The following is a 16,116-nucleotide window of genomic DNA, read 5'->3' on the forward strand; positions in this document are numbered from 1 at the left end:
CGAGCTGCCGGGGGCCCGGGTCACATCGCGGTGTCCCGGGACCGCGGCCCCGGCACCTCACCGCCCCGGTCGCGGCCGGGCACCCGGTCGAGGCGGAAGAGCCCCGCGGGGTGGGGGCGCTGGCCGGCGGCCTGGGACGTGGAGCGGGTCAGTTCCTCGACGCCGTCGGCCAGATAGCCGACCCACGCCGAACCCTCCTCCTCGATGATCCGCTGGGCGTCGGTCCGCAGCCGCTCGATCACGCCCAGCAGCGCGGCCTGATCCTTGTCGCTGGGGGAGTCGGTGGTCCTCAGGTACGCCTGCGCCCAGTCGGACTGGGCCTTCTTGAGGAGCTGCTGCAGCGCCAGTTCCGTGCGAATGTAGCGGGTCCACGACGCCGAGAACCCGAAGATCCGGTCGAACAGGACGCAGCCCGCCCCGCCGGCCAGGAACACGAAACCCCACTCGGGCTGCACGGCCGTGGGGGCGGCGGCGTGCACCAGGGGCGTGATCGTGCCGACGATGCCCAGCAGCGCGGCGAGCGCGCGCAGTGAACGCGACCACAGCGCCGGCCCCCTCCGCCGCGCCAGGTACCAGCCGATCGCCGACCTCACCTCGGCCTCGGCATGCCGGAACAGCTCCCACAGCAGATCGGCCCGGGTCCGCGAGCGGTCCAGCTCGGTGAGTTCGGACACTGTCATGTCCGCGGTTCTGCGTCGTCCGAACATGCCTCGGTTCCCCGCCCCTCCCGCACCGGCCGGTGGGCCCGGCCGGCCCACGGCAGTAAGTCAGAAGGCATCGTAGGCCCAGCGGCCTCCCGAAATCCGTGCCTCGATCGATATCCCTTTCTGTGCCGTTTCGGGTAGCTTCGAACATATGAAGGCCGCACTGGTGCGTACCGTCATACGCCTGCTGATCGTGCCGGTCGCCGCCGTACTGGCGGTGCTGGTGGCGAGTGCGCCCGGTGCGCACGCGGCCACCGACCTCTCCAAGGTCGCCCAGGAACTGCGCGAGAATCCCGTCTACGTCGATCCGGCAGCCTCCGGCCAGCTGGCCGCGTCGGACGCCGAGGCGCTCGCCGACAAGATCAAGGACGCGGACAAGCCCGTCTTCGTGGCGGTCCTCCCGGCCGGCTACCCCGCGCAGTATCTGTTCCGGAACCTGCGCACCGAGACCGGAGTCACCGGCCTGTACGGCATCCGCCTCGGCGACGATTTCGACGCCCGCGCCGACAGCGCCGTGATGAGCCGCCAGTCGGTGTCCAACCTGGTCACGGCCGTACGGGGGGCGGGCGACACCAAGGCCCAGCTGAACGACTTCGTCGACGACGCCCTGCGCAACGTGGGCGGTTCGGCGCCGAGCAGCTGGAGCGACGGCTCGGGCGACGACGTGCCGGTCGGCGGGCTGATCACGGTCGGCGCCCTGGTCGCGGCCGGCGGCGCGGGCACCTACGCGCTGGTCCGGCGCAACCGGCGCCGCCACGAGGAGGAGCAGCGGGCGGCGCTGGAGAAGCTGCGTGTGGTAGTCGACGAGGACATCACCGCCTTCGGTGAGGAACTCGACCGCCTCGACTTCCACCCCGGAGAACCCGGCGCCGACGACACCATGCGCGCCGACTACGAACGCGCCCTGGACTCCTACGAGCGGGCGAAGGCCCTGATGGCGGCCGCGACGAAACCGGAGGACGTCCGGGCCGTCACCCAGGCCGTGGAGGACGGCCGGTTCTCCCTGGCCCGGCTCGCCGCCCGCCGTGAGGGCAGAGCGCTGCCGGAGCGCCGCCCGCCCTGCTTCTTCGACCCGCGCCACGGCCCCTCGGTCGCCGACGCGAGCTGGACGCCACCGTCCGGCACCACGCGCGAGGTCCCGGTCTGCGCGGCCGACCAGGTGCGGCTCGCGGAGGGCCGCGACCCGGTGATCCGCGAGGTCGACACCGACTACGGCCGACGCCCGTACTGGGAGGCGGGCCCGGCGTACGGCCCCTGGGCCGGTGGCTACTTCGGCGGCGGCCTCCTGCCCGGCCTCCTCGTCGGCACCATGCTCGGCAGCATGATGGCCGGCCCCGCCTACGCGGCCGACTACGGCTCCGGCTACGGCGACTTCGGCGGCTACGAGGGCGGCGACGTCTCCGGCGCGGACTTCGACACCGGTGACTTCGGAGGGGGCTTCGGCGGCGGCGACTTCGGCGGCGGCGGGGACTTCGGGGGCGGCGGGGACTTCGGCGGCGGGTTCTGACGACGACACGGCTCAGTGCCGTAGCGCCTCCAGGCCTCCGGCCCGCCCCCGCTGCCGCCACGCCACCCCGGCGACGGCGCCCGCCAGCACGACCAGTCCGGCGCTGACCCACACCGGCCCCCGATACCCGAACCCGGCGCCGATCACCATGCCGCCGGCCCAAGGTCCCAGCGCCGCGCCCACGTTGAACGCGGCCGTGGCGAAGCCCCCGGCCAGGGTCGGTGCGCCCGGAGCCGCGTACAGCGCCCGGGCGATCAGCGTGGATCCGACGCCGAAGGACAGCGCCCCCTGCAGGAAGACCAGCCCGAGCGCCGGAGCCGGGTGCCCGGCCCCGAGCGCCAGGGCGCACCAGCCCCCGCACACCGCGGCGCCCCCGCCGGCGAGGACCGGCACGGGGTGCCGGTCGGCGAACCGCCCCGCGGCGGCCACCCCCGTGAACGCCCCGGCCCCGAACAGGGCGAGCACCCCGGGGACCCAGCCGCTGCCCAGCCCCGCCACCTCGGTGACCAGCGGCGCGAGGTACGTGAAGGTGCAGAACGTCGCGCCGTTCACGAGGGCACCCAGCAGCAGGGTGACGAGCAGCCGCGGGCTGCGCAGCGACCGCAGCTCACCCCGCAACGCCGGCGGCGCCCCCTCGGCCGCACCACCCGGCACGGACCGCGCCACCGCCACGAGCGCGGGCAGCGACACCAGCGCCACGGCCCAGAACGCCGCCCGCCACCCCCACAGTTCGCCCAGTACGGCCCCGGCGGGCACCCCGACCACGCAGGCCAGCGTCACCCCGCCCAGCAGCATGGACGTCGCCCGCCCCTTCGCGTCCGCCGGGACCATGTCCGCGGCGGCCACGAGGGCGACGGCCAGGAATCCCGCGTTGGCGAAGGCCCCCACCACCCGCGTGGCGAGCAGCACCTCGAAACTCCCGGTGAGCGCACCGGCGACATGGACGGCGAGAAACACGACGAGGAAGGCCAGCAGCGCACCCCGCCGCGGCCAGCGCCGCGCGAGGCCCGCCACGAGCGGCGCCCCCACGACCATCCCGGCCGCGAACGCGGAGGTCAGCGCCCCCGCCGCGGGAACGGACACCCCCAGATCCCGCGCGATGTCCGGCACCAGCCCGGACAGCATGAACTCGGACGTACCTTGCGCGAACACGGCAAGGCCCAAAAGAGGAAGAGCGAACGGCATGAAGAAACTCCGCACCCGGAAGTCGACGTCGGACACGACAGGTCGGACGGCACACCGGCAGCGGAGCGAGCGGGCGGCCTCAGCGGCCCGGCATCAGCGTCACGAACAGCCACCGGAGAGCCGGTGGCCACGCTCTGGACGCCTCGGGGCTGGACATGGACGGCAGGTTAGACGCGCCCGGCGGACCGGGGCCACCGGTTTTCCCCATGCTCGCCCCGGGCGGCGGCCGGAGCCGCGTCCTTCCCGCCCTGACCGCGATGGACGACGACGACCGCTGCGAGGCTGACGGCCAGCCCGAGGGCGGTCTGGCCGCCGGACGGCTACCCCCCAGCTCGGCGTCTCCAGCGGGACGACGGCCCTGATCGACGGGGTCCAGCCCCTCGTCGCCGGAGCCCTCGCGGGGCCGCTGCTGGTCAGTACGTCTCGGGCCGGCAGTGGATCGGTCTGGTCCTGGGGCTGAGCGGCGTCGCCGTGGTCACCCTGGCCGACGCGGCGGCCGGAGCCGATGTGCTCTGGTGGGCGTACGTCGTCCCGCTGCTCGGCATGTTCTCCCTGGTCGCCATGCTCGGCGTGCTCCGCGCCAGGACCGACGGGCGGCACAGGCGGCGGCGGTCGAGAAGCTGGAGGCCGGGGCGCCGGACCGCTGAGCGGCGGGTGCCATGCGGGCCGGAGCCGACGAGGCCGTCCGCCGCGCGGGGCGGGCCCGGCGCCGAACGGCACCGGGCCCGCCCGGAGGACGGCGCGGCGGGTCAGAGCGTGGACGCCGCCGAGGCGATGGCGGAGGCGAAGGCCGACACCTCCGTGTAGACGCCGGGTGCCTCGGGCCGGGCGCAGCCCTCACCCCAGCTGACGATGCCGACCTGGATCCAGTCGCCGGCGTTGTCCTTGCGGAACATCGGGCCGCCGGAGTCGCCCTGGCAGGTGTCGACGCCGCCCGCGTCGAAGCCGGCGCAGATCTCCTCGTTCGCGACGAGGCCGCTGTACAGGCCGCCGTAGGCCTTGCAGGCGGCGTCGCTCACGAACGGCACGGTGGCCTTCAGCAGGTAGCGCTGCTGGGCCCCGCCCTCACGGTTCGCGCCCCAGCCGGCGACGGTGAAGTCACCGGTGTTGTACTGCGTGGTGGTGGCGATCTTCAGTGTCGGCAGGTTGATGGGCTGGGCGAGCTTGATGAGCGCCCAGTCCTTTCCTGTGCCGTTGTAGCCGGGGGCGCGCAGCACCTTGGTGGAGCGGACCTGGACCCGGCCGCTGGTGGACTGGAGGTCCACGACTCCCGCGGTCGCGGTGATGCCGGTGTTGTTGCCCGACCGGCCCACGCAGTGCGCGGCCGTGAGCACGATCTGCTGGGTGTAGAGCGCGCCGCCGCAGCCCATGGAGAGCCGGACCATGAACGGGAACTCGCCCTGCGCGGCGCGGGTCCCGCCGACCACGGGCGACGGGGCGGCCTGCGCGGAGGAGACGGGCTGCAGGCTGGCGATCGCGAGCGCGGCGGCGCCGAGGACCGCGCATCTCTTGAGGGCCGTGAGAAGTCTCTTCAACGTGATGCCTTCCGTGGGGGGTTGACTGGGGAGGTGCAACCGAAGCATCAATTGACGGGAACATGACAGCAGCGAGGGCAAAAAGAACGTCCATGTGCTGGCATGGACTGGTCAAAACTCTGCTGCTGGATTATGAGAACGCCGAAGGTCTTTCCACAAGGGGCCGATCCGGCCAGGACCGGCCCGGCGGTGCGTCACCGGGCCGGCCGAACGGGGTTCACGCGTTCCTGATCGCCGAGACGTCGAAGTGGAGCTTGATCTTGTCGGAGACCAGGACGCCTCCGGTCTCCAGCGCGGCGTTCCAGGTCAGACCCCACTCGGAGCGCAGGATTTCCGCCTTGCCCTCGAAGCCGACGCGCTCGTTGCCGAACGGGTCCTTCGCGGCGCCGTTGAACTCGAGGTCGATGGTGAGCGGGCGGGTGATGCCGAGGATCGTCAGGTCGCCGGTGATGCGGTAGTCGTCACCGCCGAGGGCCTCCGCCTTCGTCGAGCGGAACGTCATGTTCGGGAACTCGTCCGCCTTGAAGAAGTCGGCGCTCTTGAGGTGGCCGTCGCGGTCGGCGTTGCCCGTGTCGATGCTGTCCATCACGACGTCGAGGGAGGCCGTGGACCGCGAGGGGTCGGCGCCGTCGAGGTGGAGCGTGCCGGTGAAGTCCTGGAAGCCGCCCTTGACGTTGGTGACCATGGCGTGCCGGGCGGTGAAGCCGATCGTCGAGTGCGCGGGGTCGATCGTGTAGTCGCCGGTCAGGGCGGCCAGGCCGGGGTTCACGGCGCCGCCCGGGGCGGTGGCGGTGGCGGTGTCGTTGCGGCTGAAGATGCTCATGGGGGATGCCTCCTGCGCTGTAGTTGAACGTTTAACTACCCAACACGACCCACCATAGACCCATTCCATTCAACGTTCAACATCTTTGCCCGGGGTGTGCCCGCATCGCATCGGCGACGCCGCCCGATACCGCCGCCTGGCGGCATCGGGCGGCCCGCAGGAGTGGTCCTGCCGGATTCAGGTGCGGAACGCCGCGGCCAGTTCGCCGCCCGGGGGCCGGGCCGGTGGGCCCGGTGGGCCGGGTCCGCCGGAACGACGTGCGGTGGCGATGCCCCGGAAGGCGAGGTTCCGTTGCAAGGGACGTCTGGAGAGAGACGAGACCACGGCGGACGCACAGCGCAGGGGAGAGCGACTCGTGACACTCACCGGCTCCGGCTCGGCCTACGACCCACCGGCGGACCCCACGCCACACCGCTCCACACCCCTCGCCCCCGCCCCGGTGCGCGCGTACGGGCCGGCGCGGCGGCTGGATCGGCGCGTGGCCCTGATCACCGGGGCCTCCTCGGGCATCGGAGCGGCCACGGCGCGGCGCTTCGCTCTGGACGGCTGGCAGCTGCTCCTCAGCGGGCGCGACCGGTACGGCCTGGAGCGGACGGCGTCCGGCACGTCGGCCATCGTGCTGCCCGCCGACCTCGCCGCGCCGGACGGACCCCGCCTGCTGGTCCGTTCCGCGCTGCACACGACCGGCCGGATCGACGTCCTGGTCGCCGGGGCGGGCATCGGCTGGGCGGGCCCCTTCGCGGCCATGCCGCACACCGACATCGACCGGGTCCTGAGCCTGGACCTCAACGCCACGCTCCACCTCGTGCGCGAGGTGCTGCCGTCCATGATCGCGGCCGGGCGGGGCCGGGTGGTGCTGCTCGGCGCGGTCGCCGGCTGCGTGGGGGTCCCGGATGAGGCGGTGTACTCCGCCGCCAAGGCCGGCCTCGCCGCCTTCGCCGAGGCTCTGCGCCAGGAACTGCGCGGCACGGGTGTGGGCGTGACCCTCGTCGTGCCCGGCCCGGTCGACACGGCCTTCTTCACCCGCCGCGGCAGGCCCTACGACCGCACCCGCCCCGGTCTCCTCTCACCCGGCCACGTCGCCGGCATGATCTGGGAAGCGGTGTCCCGGGACCGCGACGAGGTCTGCCGCCCCACCCGGCTGACCCTGCCGAGCCGCCTCCGCGGCTCGGCGCCGGCTCTGCACCGCCGGTTGCTGAACCGCTTCGGCTGACCGGGGGCGGGGTATCCTTGCGCGGCTCGCGGCTCGCGGCTCGCGGCTCGCGGCTCGCGACCGTCGTCCGTGCCGACGCATCGGGCGACATCCTCTCCACAGGCCGCCGTCTGCGCGTGCGCGTCACTCTTGGGGAGGCATGTGCCACCCACGTGTGTGAGGTGACTCTCGCCTGACGACTTTGTGTGACCCCTACAACCCGCATGCCCCCTGAGCAGTCAGAAAGGCTGCACCCGGCCATGGTTCTGTTCAGGGGTACCAGGAAAACACGCCGGACACTGTGAGGAGTCGACGGCCCTCATTCCTCGGTCGGCTTCGTAAGGTCACTACATGACCGTTTTGGATGAGGCGCCGGGTGAGCCGACCGACGCGCGCGGACGCGTGGCCGAACTGCACGAGATCCGTGCGCAGGCGGTGGCCGGACCGAGCGAGAAGGCGACCGAGGCGCAGCACGCCAAGGGCAAGCTGACCGCGCGCGAGCGCATCGACCTCCTCCTCGACCCGGACTCCTTCCGGGAGGTCGAGCAGCTGCGCCGGCACCGGGCCACGGGCTTCGGCCTGGAGAGCAAGAAGCCGTACACCGACGGTGTGATCACCGGCTGGGGCACGGTGGAGGGCCGGACGGTCTTCGTCTACGCCCATGACTTCCGCATCTTCGGCGGCGCGCTGGGCGAGGCCCACGCCACGAAGATCCACAAGATCATGGACATGGCCATCGCGGCCGGAGCGCCCCTGGTCTCGCTGAACGACGGCGCGGGCGCCCGCATCCAGGAGGGCGTCTCGGCCCTCGCCGGCTACGGCGGCATCTTCCAGCGCAACACCAGGGCCTCGGGCGTGATCCCGCAGATCTCGGTGATGCTCGGCCCGTGCGCCGGCGGCGCGGCCTACAGCCCGGCCCTCACCGACTTCGTCTTCATGGTCCGCGAGACCTCGCAGATGTTCATCACCGGCCCGGACGTCGTCAAGGCCGTCACCGGCGAGGAGATCACGCAGAACGGCCTCGGCGGCGCGGACGTCCACGCCGAGACCAGCGGCGTCTGCCACTTCGCGTACGACGACGAGGAGACCTGCATCGCGGAGGTCCGCTACCTCATCACCCTCCTCCCGCAGAACAACCGGGAGAACCCGCCCCGCACCGAGTCCTCGGACCCGGTGGACCGCCGCTCGGACGCCCTGCTGGACCTGGTCCCGGCGGACGGCAACCGTCCGTACGACATGGCGAAGGTCATCGAGGAGATCGTCGACGACGGCGAGTACCTCGAGGTCCACGAGCGCTGGGCCCGCAACATCATCTGCGCGCTGGGCCGGATGGACGGCCAGGTCGTCGGCATCGTGGCGAACCAGCCCCAGGCGCTGGCGGGTGTCCTGGACATCGAGGCCTCCGAGAAGGCGGCCCGCTTCGTTCAGATGTGCGACGCCTTCAACATCCCGATCATCACCCTTCTGGACGTCCCCGGCTTCCTGCCCGGCGTCGACCAGGAGCACGGTGGCATCATCCGCCACGGCGCGAAGCTCCTCTACGCCTACTGCAACGCGACCGTGCCGAGGATCTCGCTGATCCTGCGCAAGGCCTACGGAGGTGCGTACATCGTCATGGACAGCCAGTCCATCGGTGCCGACCTCACCTACGCCTGGCCGACGAACGAGATCGCGGTCATGGGCGCCGAGGGCGCCGCCAACGTCATCTTCCGCCGCCAGATCGCCGAGGCCGAGGACCCCGAGGCCATGCGGGCCCGCATGGTCAAGGAGTACAAGTCCGAGTTGATGCACCCCTACTACGCGGCCGAACGCGGCCTGGTCGACGACGTCATCGACCCCGCGGAAACCCGCGAGGTGCTCATCAAGTCCCTCGCGATGCTCCAGACGAAGCACGCCGACCTGCCGTCCCGCAAGCACGGCAACCCGCCGCAGTAACCCGGCGGACATCAAAGCCACGGAGACTGACCCAATGGACACTCCTGACATCCGCGTCGAGAAGGGCCACGCCGAGCCCGAGGAAGTCGCCGCCATCACGGCCATCCTCCTGGCCCGCGCCGCCGCCCGCCCCACGGGCCCGATCCCGACCCATCGCGGCCGCGTGAAGGCCGGCTGGCGCCGACTGGAGCGCGAGCCCGGCTTCCGGGCACCGCACAGCTGGCGCTGACCCCGGAACCTGAAAGAAGGCCCCTCCACGGAGGGGCCTTCTTCGGGTGCGCGGGGCTATCGACACGCGGCTTCGCCGCCTGGGCGAAAACAACCACCACAACCCGCACCCGGCAACGCGACAGCCCCCGGCAGCCGCATGGCCGCCAGGGGCTGTCCCACAACCGACCGACTACCGCAGGCGAGCCATCAGCGCGTGCTCGACGAGCGTGATCAGCGCCGACTTCGCGTCCGCGCGGTGGCGGGCGTCGGTCGTGATGATCGGGGTGTCCGGTCCGATCTGGAGCGCTTCCCGGACCTCGTCCGGCGTGTACGGCTGCTGGCCGTCGAAGCCGTTGAGGGCGATGACGAACGGCAGGCCGCTGTTCTCGAAGTAGTCGACGGCCGGGAAGCAGTCGGCGAGCCTCCGGGTGTCGACCAGCACGATCGCGCCGATGGCGCCGCGCACCAGGTCGTCCCACATGAACCAGAAGCGGTCCTGGCCCGGCGTACCGAAGAGGTACAGGATCAGGTCCTGGTCCAAGGTGATACGGCCGAAGTCCATGGCGACCGTCGTGGTCGTCTTGTCCCCGGTGTGGGTGAGGTCGTCGATCCCCGCCGACGCGGACGTCATGACGGCCTCTGTGCGCAGCGGATTGATCTCCGAGACGGCGCCGACGAACGTGGTCTTGCCCACGCCGAAGCCGCCAGCCACCACGATCTTCGCGGACGTGGTGGAGCGGGAAGGCCCTCCGCTAGAGCTTGCGAAGTCCACTGAGCACCCTTTCGAGCAGTGTCACGTCTGGCTGGCCGCCGGCGTTCTCGTCGCCGCCGGGCTGATGGATGGCGACCAGTCCCGCCTCCGCCAAGTCGGCGACGAGGATCCTGGCCACGCCGAGAGGGATCGTGAGGAGCGCCGAGATCTCGGCGACCGACTTGATTTCCCGGCAGAGGTTGCAGATCCGCTGATGCTCGGGCAACTGGCCCTGCATCTGGTGCGGCTGCGCGGTGGTGTGCACCAGCGCCTCGATGGCGAGCTGGTAACGCGGGCGGGTCCGGCCACCGGTCATGGCGTACGGACGCACCAACGGGTTGTGATGGTTCGACGCCCCACCGGGCGCCGGCTCGGGGGTGCGGCGCTGCGGCTGCACGGGCTGGATGCGCGGGGCCTGCGGCTGGTCGTACGGCGACGGGCCGGGGCCCTGTGGCGCGTACGGCTGCCGGTGGCTGGGCGCGGAGGGGAAGTTGTAACGGTTCGGGTTCTGACCACCGTCGCCCTGGCCCTGGGCAGGGCCGTACGACCAGTTGCCCGAGGACGAACCGCCTGGGGGTGTTGCCACTTTCTCCTCCTCCGACTGTGCCTGGCACCCATCGCTGTGGAGCCGCGTCCCAAGACCTTACGGCCCCGGGACGCCAAAACGCACCGTCCGTCTGTTAGTTGAGCAGGCTCCCTTGGAGCTCCGCACGAAGGTCCGGTGTCAGGACCGTACCGGCTCGGTCAACCAGCAGGGCCATCTCGTACCCGACGAGACCGATGTCCGCCTCGGGATGCGCGAGTACCGCGAGCGACGAGCCGTCGGAGATGGACATGATGAACAGGAATCCCCGCTCCATCTCCACAACCGTCTGGTTCACGCTGCCGCCCTCGAAGATCCGGGAGGCGCCTGCCGTCAGAGACGTCAGACCTGAGGCGACGGCCGCGAGCTGGTCGGCGCGGTCGCGGGGGAAGCCTTCGGACATCGCCAGAAGGAGTCCGTCGGCGGAGACCACCACCGTGTGGGACACCCCCGGGGTGTTGTCCACGAAGTTGGTGATCAACCAGTTCAGGTTCTGTGCCGCCTGGCTCATCGGGCTCACACTAACGCTCCTGGTTGTAGGTGCTGTCAGGACCGAAGCCCTGGCCGTTCGTTTCACTGCCTGCGTTGCGCCCACGCTGGACGCCCCGACGCAGGTTGCTCAGCCTGCCTCGGACGTCCTCCGGGGCGCGGGAGACCTGTGGGCCCCCCTGGTGGGTGCTCTCGGCGGAACCCTCGATCAGGTTGGCCTTGGGTACCCGCCTCGGCAGGCCGGAGGAGGTGACCCCGCCCGCCTTGGGCTTCCGGAGCTGCGAGGCCTGCTGCCACCGCTCGTCGTTGGCCGAGCGCCAGTCGCTGTCGCCGTTGCTCTCCTGAGTGGAGGCCGGCGGCTCCTGGCTCACGTGCCGTGCGCCACCCGTGCCGTTCGCACCGCTCGCGGTGGCTCCGCGGCGGGGAAGCCCGGCGTCGGTCAGCGCCTGGGCGGCGGAGGGGGCCGGTCCCGGACGGTCGAAGCCTACGCGGTCCTGCTCACTCGCGTCAGCGGCCTGCGCAGATTCCGTTTCCGTGGTCTGAGAAGGGTACTGGTTCGGGTAGCCGTTCTGGTAACCGTCCTGCTGCGGCCAGTCATCCTGGTGGCGCCGCTGCTCGAAGGCGGGGAAGCCGTCCGGCACTCCCGCACCCTGCGCCGAGGTCTCCTCCTGAGCCGGCTCCGCATAGGAGGGCTCGGGGTAGCCGGCGTTCTGCGAGAAGGTGTCGTTCTGCGGCAGACCGCCGTTCGGCGCGTAGTACTGATCGTCGTACGCGGGCCGCTGCGGCTCGTCGTAGGCCGTCTGCTGCTGTTCCTCGTACGGTGCCCGCCGCTGCTCCTCGTACGGCGCCTGACGGTCGTACGCGGACGGCTGCTGCTCCGGGTAGCCGCTCCGGCCCGTGTCGTAGGCCTGGCCGGTGTCGTAGCCCTGCTGCCCGTTGTAGTCGTTCTGGTACCCGGGCGCCCCGGTGGGCTCCTGGGAGGCCTGTCCGGGCAGTGCGGGCTGCTCGTGCGACTGGGCCTCCAGGGCCGCCCGGCGCTCCTCGCGCATCAGGGAACGGCCGACGGGGTCCAGCTCGCGTATGTCGTCGGGGACCTCGGAGTAACGGCTGTCGTCGAAGCCGAGCTCCGCCGCCGTACGCATGGGCTGGCCGAAGTTCTCGCCGCCCCCGCCGAAGTTCTGCTCGGGGATGATCTGCGAGACGGTGAACTCGTCGCGGTCCACGTGCTGCTCGCCGCCACCGCCGTGGGTGATCGCGTCGGGCAGCATGACCAGCGAGGTCGTACCGGCCTGCTCGCCCGAGGGGCGCAGCTGGACGCGGATGCCGTGCCGGTCGGACAGCCGGCCGACCACGAACAGTCCCATGCGCTGCGAGATCGCGGCGTCCACGGTCGGCGGGTTGGCCAGCTTGTGGTTGATGTCCGCGAAGTCCTCGGCGGTCAGGCCGATGCCCTTGTCGTGGATCTCGATCATCACGCGGCCGTCGGGGAGACGGGTCGCGGTCACGCGGACCTTGGTCTGCGGGGAGGAGAACGTCGTCGCGTTCTCCAGCAGCTCGGCGAGCAGGTGCACGAGGTCGGTCACGGCCCGGCCGTGGATCTCCGCCTCCGGCACGCCCGACAGCTCGATGCGCTCGTACTGCTCCACCTCGGAGGAGGCGGCACGCAGCACGTCGACCAGCGGCACCGGCTGGTCCCAGCGGCGGCCGGGCTCCTCGCCGGCGAGGACGAGGAGGTTCTCGCCGTTGCGGCGCATACGGGTCGCGAGGTGGTCCAGGCGGAAGAGGTTCTCCAGCTGGTCCGGGTCGGCCTCGTTGTTCTCCAGGTCGGTGATCAGGGTCAGCTGGCCCTCGATCAGCGACTGGTTGCGGCGCGAGAGGTTGGTGAAGATCGCGTTGATGTTGCCCCGAAGCAGTGCCTGCTCGGCGGCGAGCCGGACGGCCTCGCGGTGGACCTGGTCGAAGGCGCGGGCCACTTCGCCGATCTCGTCCGTGGTGGAGATCGGGATCGCGGCGACCCGGGTGTCGACGCGGCCGGGGTCGGTGCGGGAGAGCTGGTCGACCAGCATCGGCAGGCGCTGCTCGGCGATACCGAAGGCGGCGTTGCGCAGCTGGCGCATGGAGCGGCTCATCTGGCGGGCGACCGCACCGGCCAGGATGAAGGCGAGGAGCAGGGCGACCACGACCGCGGCACCGGTGATGTAGGCGTCACGCTGGGCGTCGTCGGCGATGGTCGAGGCTTCGCTCACGGCCTTGTCGGCCAAGTCCGTCTCGATCTTCTCGTACGCGTTGAACTTGAGCGTGTTGACCGCCCACCAGTTCTCGGCGGTGATGCCCTTCTGGGCGAGGGCGGCCCGGGCGCTCGGGTCGGTGCTCTGCAGCGTCGCGACGGCGGAGACCATCGTCGTGGGGTTGGACGGCGGCGGGACGTAGTCCGGATTCTTGGCCTTCGCCTCCCGGGCCATCGCGGCACCGTCGCTCTTGATCTTGGCCTCGGCCGTCTCGAGCTTGGCCGCGTCCTGCTCGGTGCCGCCGCCGATGTACTCCTGCACGGCGATGCGCTCGAGGTAGGCGTACGAGGACAGGGCGATGCGCTGGCTGGCCAGGTTGCCGTCGTCCGGGCCCGGCTTGATCAGGATGTGCATGCCGATGGAGCGCTGCAGCGACAGGGCCGCCTTGGTGAGCTCGATGGCGTACACGGTCCGGCCGTAGCTGGTGATGTTGCCGGTGCCCAGACCCAGCTCGTTGGCGAACTCCGTCAGCGGGTGCGCGACCTCGACGTAGCCCTCTTCGGTCTGCACGCCCTTGAGCTTGGAGGTGTACGCGACCTGGCGCAGGGTGGCCAGCTTCGGCTCCGCCTCGCGGAACAGCCTCAGCCGGCGCTCCAGACCGGGCTTCGCCGGCATGTTCTGGGCGGCGGCGTCGAAGGAGTCGGCCGCCTGGTCGGTGAGCTTGCGCGCGTCGACGACGGTCTTGTCGTCCTGGCCCTTGCCCTGGAGCAGCGGGGCGGCGGTGATGTCGCGCTCGTTGTAGAGGGCGTTGGCGTAGAGCAGCGAGGCGCGGACCAGACGCGCGGTGTTCTCCGCGTCCTCGGCCTCCTGCCAGGTGTCGATCGAGCTCTTCACCTGGAAGCCGCCCATGACCAGGCCGACCAGCACGGGTATCAGCAGGATCGCGTTGAGCCTGGTCGCCACGCGCCAGTTGCGCGGAGAGAGACGGCCGCCGCTCTGGGCGGGTGCGGCCATCGGCTCCGAACCGGGCACGGGGGTGGGCGCCGCTGTCCGCGGCGGCGGGGTGAAGTTGCCCCGGGCCGACGGCTCGGGACTGTTCTTGCTTCGCCTCACTCGACCAACAACCTCTCGGCGGTCGGCACCAACGTTGTGCCGCGGTTTCTCAGAGCCCAACGCACCATCCAGGGACGAGTACGTCATTGACTATTGGGCAGTTCAGGCATTCCAGCACGTCGACCTGCGCTCTTCCAAACAGTCCGGGGCGGGGATCCCGGGTGATGTGAGCCCCAGATAAAACGGTCATAAAGAGCGAGCCCCGCCAAAAGGCGGGGCGATCGTGCGCGCAGCGAGACCGGGTGTGCGCTACGCGTGGCCGTACCACCCGATTCCTCTGCCGAAACGTTATGAACACCCTGGCCGACCGTGTCAAAGGACACAGCCGGCTCCGGTGCATCTACGACAACTGCCGTATGGCGCTTTCGAATTGGTTGCTACCTCAGACGTGCCATCAAAGCGTGCTCGACCAGCGTGATCAGGGCACCCTTCGCATCGGCCCGGTGCCGGGCGTCCGTGGTGATGATCGGGGTGTCCGGGCCGATCTGCAGTGCCTCGCGCACCTCTTCGGGCTGGTAGGGCTGCTGCCCGTCGAAGCCGTTCAGCGCCACGACGAAGGGCAGACCGCTGTTCTCGAAGTAGTCGACGGCCGGGAAGCAGTCGGCCAGGCGACGGGTGTCCACGAGCACCACCGCGCCGATGGCGCCGCGCACCAGGTCGTCCCACATGAACCAGAAGCGGTCCTGGCCCGGCGTACCGAAGAGGTACAGGATCAGGTCCTGGTCCAGGGTGATACGCCCGAAGTCCATGGCCACCGTGGTGGTCGTCTTGTCCCCGGTGTGCGTGAGGTCGTCGATGCCCGCGCTGGCGGAGGTCATCACGGCCTCCGTGCGCAGCGGGTCGATCTCCGAGACGGCGCCGACGAACGTGGTCTTGCCCACGCCGAAGCCGCCGGCCACCACGATCTTCGCGGAGGTGGTGGAACGACCCGCGTCAGAGCTTGCGAAGTCCACTGAGCACCCTTTCGAGCAGTGTCACGTCCGGGGCACCGGTGGCGTCGTCGCCGCCCGGCTGGTGGACCGCGACGAGACCGGCCTCGGCGAGGTCGGCGACCAGGATCCGGGCCACACCCAGCGGCATGTTGAGCAGGGCCGAGACCTCGGCGACCGACTTCACCTCACGGCAGAGGTGGCAGATGCGCTGGTGCTCGGGAAGCAGCCCCATGAGCGCGGCGGGGTCTGCGGTCGTGCTGATCAGTGCCTCGATGGCCAACTGGTAGCGCGGCCGGGTCCGGCCGCCGGTCATGGCGTACGGCCGTACCAGCGGCTGGTCGCCCTCGTCCTCGTACGGCTCCGCGTACGGATCATGAGAGGCGGTGGGCGGGGTCATGAGTCCTCCGGGCGGGACAGCAAGTCGGTGAGTCGAGCCGTCTGATGAGGCTGTGCGGGGGGTGTGGCGGCCGGACGGTGATGTGGTGAGACGGGTGGTGCGGGGGCCGATCAGTGGAGCAGACTGCCTTGGAGCTCGGCTCGCAGGTCCGGGGTGAGGACCGCGCCCGCGCGGTCGACCAGGAGCGCCATCTCGTAGCCGACGAGGCCGATGTCGCACTCGGGGTGCGCGAGGACGGCCAGCGACGATCCGTCCGAGACGGACATGAGGAAGAGGAATCCCCGCTCCATCTCCACGACCGTCTGCGCCACCTCACCGCCCTCGAAGATGCGGGAGGCGCCTGCCGTCAGGGACGTCAGGCCCGAGGCGACGGCCGCGAGCTGGTCCGCGCGGTCGCGCGGGAAACCCTCCGACAGCGCCAGGAGGAGACCGTCGGCGGACACGACGACGGTGTGGGACACCCCGGGGGTGTTGTCCACGAAGTTGGTGATCAACCAGTTGAGGTTCTGTGCCGCCTGGCTCATCGGACTCA

General features: G+C 71.1%; 15 protein-coding genes and 1 pseudogene. 5 read left to right on the forward strand and 11 right to left on the reverse strand.

Annotated features, from left to right (window positions below):
• Positions 1 to 20: 20 nt before the first annotated feature.
• Positions 21 to 680, reverse strand: a complete 660-nt coding sequence (locus ACWD1U_RS15115) for an SLATT domain-containing protein (protein WP_451107679.1) — start codon at positions 678 to 680, stop codon at positions 21 to 23.
• 175 nt (positions 681 to 855) lie between these two features.
• Between ACWD1U_RS15115 and ACWD1U_RS15120 the strand changes: the two genes are divergently transcribed.
• On the forward strand, positions 856 to 2,211 hold the full coding sequence (locus ACWD1U_RS15120; RefSeq protein WP_451107681.1) for a hypothetical protein: 1,356 nt from the start codon (positions 856 to 858) through the stop codon (positions 2,209 to 2,211).
• Positions 2,212 to 2,223: 12 nt separating this feature from the next.
• On the opposite strand, the gene ACWD1U_RS15125 is transcribed toward ACWD1U_RS15120, so the two are convergent.
• A complete protein-coding gene (locus ACWD1U_RS15125) occupies positions 2,224 to 3,396 on the reverse strand; it encodes a Cmx/CmrA family chloramphenicol efflux MFS transporter (protein WP_451107971.1) in 1,173 nt (390 codons plus the stop codon).
• Positions 3,397 to 3,724: 328 nt separating this feature from the next.
• On the opposite strand from ACWD1U_RS15125, the pseudogene ACWD1U_RS15130 reads away from it, so the two are divergent.
• Positions 3,725 to 3,957 (forward strand): annotated as a pseudogene (locus ACWD1U_RS15130) (EamA family transporter); the annotation flags it as partial.
• Between the two features lie 188 nt (positions 3,958 to 4,145).
• On the opposite strand, the gene ACWD1U_RS15135 reads toward ACWD1U_RS15130, so the two are convergent.
• On the reverse strand, positions 4,146 to 4,931 hold the full coding sequence (locus ACWD1U_RS15135) for a S1 family peptidase (RefSeq protein ID WP_451107683.1): 786 nt from the start codon (positions 4,929 to 4,931) through the stop codon (positions 4,146 to 4,148).
• A gap of 217 nt (positions 4,932 to 5,148) precedes the next feature.
• The gene (locus tag ACWD1U_RS15140) at positions 5,149 to 5,754 is read right to left on the reverse strand and encodes a YceI family protein (RefSeq protein ID WP_451107685.1); all 606 of its coding nucleotides are present in this window, start codon (positions 5,752 to 5,754) and stop codon (positions 5,149 to 5,151) included.
• Positions 5,755 to 6,109: 355 nt separating this feature from the next.
• On the opposite strand from ACWD1U_RS15140, the gene ACWD1U_RS15145 reads away from it, so the two are divergent.
• The 3 genes from ACWD1U_RS15145 (at position 6,110) to ACWD1U_RS15155 (ending at position 9,110) form a co-directional block, all read left to right on the forward strand.
• On the forward strand, positions 6,110 to 6,967 hold the full coding sequence (locus tag ACWD1U_RS15145) for an SDR family NAD(P)-dependent oxidoreductase (protein WP_451107687.1): 858 nt from the start codon (positions 6,110 to 6,112) through the stop codon (positions 6,965 to 6,967).
• A gap of 330 nt (positions 6,968 to 7,297) precedes the next feature.
• Positions 7,298 to 8,881, forward strand: a complete 1,584-nt coding sequence (locus tag ACWD1U_RS15150) for an acyl-CoA carboxylase subunit beta (RefSeq protein ID WP_451107689.1) — start codon at positions 7,298 to 7,300, stop codon at positions 8,879 to 8,881.
• Between the two features lie 34 nt (positions 8,882 to 8,915).
• Positions 8,916 to 9,110: an acyl-CoA carboxylase subunit epsilon gene (locus ACWD1U_RS15155; RefSeq protein WP_451107691.1), complete on the forward strand. Its 195-nt coding sequence runs from the start codon at positions 8,916 to 8,918 to the stop codon at positions 9,108 to 9,110.
• 171 nt (positions 9,111 to 9,281) lie between these two features.
• On the opposite strand, the gene ACWD1U_RS15160 is transcribed toward ACWD1U_RS15155, so the two are convergent.
• The 7 genes from ACWD1U_RS15160 to ACWD1U_RS15190 all read right to left on the reverse strand — a co-directional run bounded on the left by ACWD1U_RS15160 (position 9,282) and on the right by ACWD1U_RS15190 (position 16,108).
• Positions 9,282 to 9,863, reverse strand: coding sequence for a GTP-binding protein (locus ACWD1U_RS15160; protein WP_014675207.1), 582 nt, complete (start codon positions 9,861 to 9,863; stop codon positions 9,282 to 9,284).
• Positions 9,844 to 10,428, reverse strand: coding sequence for a DUF742 domain-containing protein (locus ACWD1U_RS15165; protein ID WP_451107693.1), 585 nt, complete (start codon positions 10,426 to 10,428; stop codon positions 9,844 to 9,846). Before ACWD1U_RS15165 ends, ACWD1U_RS15160 begins: the two co-directional genes overlap by 20 nt.
• Positions 10,429 to 10,522: 94 nt before the next feature.
• Positions 10,523 to 10,936 carry a roadblock/LC7 domain-containing protein gene (locus ACWD1U_RS15170; protein ID WP_033321188.1) on the reverse strand — a complete coding sequence of 138 codons (414 nt, stop codon included), beginning with the start codon at positions 10,934 to 10,936 and terminating at the stop codon, positions 10,523 to 10,525.
• A gap of 10 nt (positions 10,937 to 10,946) precedes the next feature.
• The gene (locus ACWD1U_RS15175; RefSeq protein WP_451107695.1) at positions 10,947 to 14,255 is read right to left on the reverse strand and encodes a nitrate- and nitrite sensing domain-containing protein; all 3,309 of its coding nucleotides are present in this window, start codon (positions 14,253 to 14,255) and stop codon (positions 10,947 to 10,949) included.
• A gap of 377 nt (positions 14,256 to 14,632) precedes the next feature.
• Complete coding sequence (locus ACWD1U_RS15180; protein WP_451107697.1) at positions 14,633 to 15,208, reverse strand: GTP-binding protein; 576 nt, start codon at positions 15,206 to 15,208, stop codon at positions 14,633 to 14,635.
• Positions 15,189 to 15,584, reverse strand: coding sequence for a DUF742 domain-containing protein (locus ACWD1U_RS15185; RefSeq protein WP_451107698.1), 396 nt, complete (start codon positions 15,582 to 15,584; stop codon positions 15,189 to 15,191). The genes ACWD1U_RS15180 and ACWD1U_RS15185 overlap by 20 nt, the downstream gene beginning before the upstream one ends.
• Before the next feature lie 110 nt (positions 15,585 to 15,694).
• Positions 15,695 to 16,108 (reverse strand): roadblock/LC7 domain-containing protein, encoded by a 414-nt coding sequence (locus ACWD1U_RS15190; RefSeq protein ID WP_031138073.1) that lies wholly within the window; start codon positions 16,106 to 16,108, stop codon positions 15,695 to 15,697.
• Between the last annotated feature and the right edge of the window lie 8 nt (positions 16,109 to 16,116).

It is taken from the genome of Streptomyces sp. NPDC002788 (genome assembly GCF_053592115.1).